At 64.0% G+C, this 4227-nt stretch carries 4 protein-coding genes; 2 read left to right on the top strand and 2 right to left on the bottom strand.

Features of this window, described 5'->3' with window-relative positions:
• The first annotated feature begins 72 nt into the window (after window positions 1-72).
• Window positions 73-1323: an Hsp70 family protein gene (locus JYJ84_RS29855; protein ID WP_175222762.1), complete on the top strand. Its 1251-nt coding sequence runs from the start codon at window positions 73-75 to the stop codon at window positions 1321-1323.
• 99 nt (window positions 1324-1422) lie between these two features.
• Here JYJ84_RS29855 and JYJ84_RS29850 read toward each other — a convergent pair whose 3' ends face one another.
• Complete coding sequence (locus JYJ84_RS29850; RefSeq protein ID WP_006477070.1) at window positions 1423-1626, bottom strand: cold-shock protein; 204 nt, start codon at window positions 1624-1626, stop codon at window positions 1423-1425.
• Window positions 1627-2046: 420 nt separating this feature from the next.
• On the opposite strand from JYJ84_RS29850, the gene JYJ84_RS29845 reads away from it, so the two are divergent.
• Window positions 2047-3645 (top strand): APC family permease, encoded by a 1599-nt coding sequence (locus JYJ84_RS29845; RefSeq protein WP_122944353.1) that lies wholly within the window; start codon window positions 2047-2049, stop codon window positions 3643-3645.
• A 123-nt stretch (window positions 3646-3768) separates the two neighbouring features.
• On the opposite strand, the gene JYJ84_RS29840 is transcribed toward JYJ84_RS29845, so the two are convergent.
• The coding region (locus JYJ84_RS29840) for a class III extradiol ring-cleavage dioxygenase (protein WP_205189846.1) at window positions 3769-4227 on the bottom strand (459 nt) is incomplete at its 5' end.

Below are 4227 nucleotides of genomic sequence, written 5' to 3'. Positions count from 1 at the left end.
TGATCCCGCGGGCTTCATGTTAAAAAGCCCGTCCTTTCCGTTTTCGCGCCGGCCCTGCTGCGGCAATTTCCCATGACTTACTGCGCGATCGATTTCGGCACGTCCAATTCCGCCGTGGCGCTGCCCGACGGCGACGGCATGCGCCTCGCGCCCGTCGAGGGCGACCACCTGACGCTGCCCACCGCGATCTTCTTCAACAACGACGAAGAGACGGTCGAATACGGCCGTGCGGCGCTGGCTTCCTACATCGACGGTTTCGACGGCCGGCTGATGCGCTCGATGAAGAGCATCCTCGGCTCGCCGCTCGCGGAAACGACGACCGATCTCGGCGACGGCAGCGCGATCGCGTACACCGACATCATCGCGCGCTTCCTGACGCACCTGAAGCGCAAGGCCGAAACCCGCGCGGGTGCGCCGATCGGCCGTGCGGTGCTCGGCCGGCCCGTGTTCTTCGTCGACGACGATCCGCGCGCCGACCGCCTCGCACAGGATCAACTCGAGGCGGCCGCGCGGTCGGTCGGCTTCGCGGACGTGCAATTCCAGTACGAACCGATCGCGGCCGCGTTCGACTACGAATCGCGCCAGCAGGCGGAGCGGCTCGTGCTTGTCGCCGACATCGGCGGCGGCACGTCCGACTTCTCGCTGGTACGCGTCGGGCCCGAACGGATGGCGCGGCTCGAGCGCAAGGACGACGTGCTGGCCCACCACGGCGTGCACGTCGCGGGCACCGACTACGACCGGCGTGTCGAGCTGGCGGCGATCCTGCCCGCATTCGGCTACCGTTCGCTCGACCCCGAAGGGCGCGAGTTGCCGAACAAGATCTACTTCGATCTCGCCACCTGGCACCTGATCAACACGGTCTACACGCCGAAGCGGCTCGGCGAGCTGAAGCTGATGAAGCACCTGTACCGGGAGGCGCAGCAGTACGACCGGCTCACGAGCGTGGTCGAGCAGCGGCTCGGCCATGCGCTGATGGCGCGTGCGGAAGAAGCGAAAATCGGCGTCGCGGCGGGCGGGGAGACGATGATCGACCTGAACGACGTGGAAGAGGATCTGCAGATCGCGTTCGATGCCGGCCGCCTCGTCGACGCGAGCCATGACGACACCACGCGCATCGTCGACGCTGCGCGTGAGACGGTGCGGCTCGCGGGCGTTGCGCCGCGCGATGTCGGCGCCCTGTATTTCACCGGCGGCTCGACGGGGCTCGCGTTCCTGTCGGGTGCGCTCGCGGGTGCGTTCCCGGATGCGCAACCGGTGTTTGGCGACCGCCTCGCGAGTGTCGCGACGGGCCTCGGCATTCACGCGCAGCGATTGTTCGGTTGAATGCGGGCGGTTAAAAGGCCGCTATGCCGGGTGACCGGCGCTGAAAAACAAAAAGCCCCGCCGAAGCGGGGCTTTTTTACACGAATAATCGCGCCAAGCTTAGACCGGACGGATGTTCGCAGCTTGCAGACCCTTCGGGCCCGTCTTCACTTCGAATTCAACCTTCTGGTTTTCTTGCAGCGTCTTGAAGCCTTCGACGCGGATTTCCGAGAAGTGCGCGAACAGATCGTCGCCGCCGCCTTCCGGGGTGATGAAGCCGAAGCCCTTTGCGTCATTGAACCACTTGACGGTACCGGTTGCCATGTTACTTGTTCCTAAAAAGATAAAACGGGGCCGAGGCCCATGGGGTGCGGAAAATCAAGGAAGGGGTAATAGGACCAACCGGAGTACCGTTGATGGGCGAACTACGAAAGAACCAATTCACTCGCCACTTGAAATCCTGCGAAGTCCTTTATACGGCTTATCAACCGTGTGGTCAACCGTATTTCCATTGACTCAGGGTTATTGCGTAGATCAGGTTTACAAAGCTTGCAAACGACGCGAATTTTTTGTAGGGGCCGAACGATTTTGGCGCCACGTTTCAGGTGCAACCGTTAAACTACGCGCCGCGTGGACGGGTTGCCCTGATCGGGTGACTCGCCCCCCCAAAATTGCGTGCGCGGTGCTGTCCGAGCCGATCCCGGACCGCGGGCCGACCATGCTTTTTGAGACACAGGAGAGGATGTGAAGAGTTCTATTCAACGGAACATCGGCCCGTTTGCATTGATGCTGACGGGGCTGGGTTCGATTATCGGCTCGGGCTGGCTGTTCGGCGCCTGGAAGGCCGCGAAGATTGCCGGTCCGGCGGCGATCTGCGCATGGATCATCGGCGCTGTCGTGATTCTTGCGATTGCACTGACTTACGCGGAACTGGGTGCGATGTTCCCCGAGTCGGGCGGCATGGTGCGCTACGCGCGCTACTCGCACGGTTCGCTGGTCGGTTTCATCAGCGCATGGGCGAACTGGATCGCGATCGTATCGGTGATTCCGATCGAGGCTGAAGCGTCGATCCAGTACATGAGCACGTGGCCGTATCCCTGGGCGCACGCGCTATTCGTGAACGGCGAGTTGACGGTACCCGGCCTGCTGCTGTCCGCGGTGCTGGTCGTCATCTACTTCATGTTGAACTACTGGGGCGTGAAGGCGTTTGCCCGTGCAAACACCACGATCACGATCTTCAAGTTCCTGATCCCCGGCCTCACGATCCTCGGCCTGATGCTGACGAGCTACCATCCGGAAAACCTCGGCACCGCATCCAATGCAAGCTTTGCGCCGTACGGCTGGTCGGCGGTGCTGACCGCGGTTGCGACGAGCGGCATCGTGTTCGCGTTCAACGGCTTCCAGAGCCCGGTGAACCTCGCGGGCGAAGCGCGCAACCCGTCGCGCAGCGTGCCGTTCGCGGTGATCACGTCGATCCTGATTGCGCTCGTGATCTACGTGCTGCTGCAGATGGCGTATATCGGTTCGGTGAATCCGGCCGACGTCGCGCAGGGCTGGTCGCACTTCAACTTCAAGTCGCCGTTCGCCGAACTGGCGATCGCGCTGAACCTGAACTGGCTCGCGATCCTGCTGTACGTCGACGCGTTCATCAGCCCGAGCGGCACCGGTACGACCTACATGGCGACCACCACCCGCATGATCTACGCGATGGAGCGCAACAACACGATGCCGAAGATGTTCGGCAACGTGCACCCGCTCTACGGCGTGCCGCGTCAGGCGATGTGGTTCAACCTGCTGGTCTCGTTCATCTTCCTGTTCTTCTTCCGCGGCTGGAGCTCGCTCGCGGCAGTGATCTCGGTTGCGACCGTGATCTCGTACCTGACCGGCCCGATCAGCCTGATGGCGCTGCGCCGTGCGGCGACCGACATCGAGCGTCCGCTGTCGATTCCGCTGATGAAGCTGATCGCCCCGTTCGCATTCGTCTGCGCGTCGCTGATCCTGTACTGGGCGAAGTGGCCGCTGACGGGCGAGATCATCCTGCTGATGATCGTTGCGCTGCCGGTGTACTTCTACTTCCAGGCGAAGTCGGGCTGGACCGGCTGGGGTGACGACTTGAAGGCCGCCTGGTGGCTGGTCGCGTACCTGCCGACGATGGCCGTGCTGTCGCTGATCGGCAGCAAGGAGTTCGGCGGTCACGGCGTGCTGCCGTACGGCTGGGACATGCTGGTCGTCGCGGGCATCGCGCTGGTGTTCTACTTCTGGGGCGTGAGCACCGGCTACCGCACCAAGTATCTCGACGAGCGCGAATCGCACGACGAGATCCTCGAAGGCATCGGTGCCTGACGACGCCTGACCTGCCGCCGGAATCGGCGGCGGCAGACAGGGCAAGAAAAAGCCCGCCCGAGCATCGCTCGGGCGGGCTTTTTCGTTGATGCGGGTGCCGCGCGCCGGTTGGCGCCGCGCCGCTCAGGCGGCCGTGCTCGCGAACACGTAGTTCGTCATCGCGAGCACGCGCTGATACGTGCCGAGCGACTGGATGCCGAGCTGGTAGTCGTCGTCCGCCGCGCCGAGCGCCGTGAACACCGGCAACAGATGCTCGTCGGTCGGATGCATCAGCGCCGCGTGCGGCGCCTGCCGGCGGTAGTCGAGCAGGGCGTCGATGTCGCGCGCGGCCAGCTTCGCCTCGAACCAGCTGGTGAATTCCGCGACGCGCGGATCCGCATCCTCCGGTGCCGCACCGAAATCGGCGGCGCGCAGGTTGTGCGTGATCTGGCCCGAGCCGATCACCATCACGCCTTCGTCGCGCAGCGGTCGCAGCGCGCGGCCGAGCGCGAAATGGTGGGCGGCATCCGCGCGCGGCTGGATCGACAACTGCGCCACCGGCACGTCGGCTTCCGGGAACATCAGCAGCATCGGCACCCATGC

The organism is Burkholderia sp. LMG 13014, from assembly GCF_905232215.1.
In the GTDB taxonomy this organism is placed as follows: Bacteria; Pseudomonadota; Gammaproteobacteria; order Burkholderiales; family Burkholderiaceae; genus Burkholderia.
The sequence above is the reverse complement of the archived record's forward strand: the minus strand, read 5'-3'. Positions and strand labels throughout refer to the sequence as shown.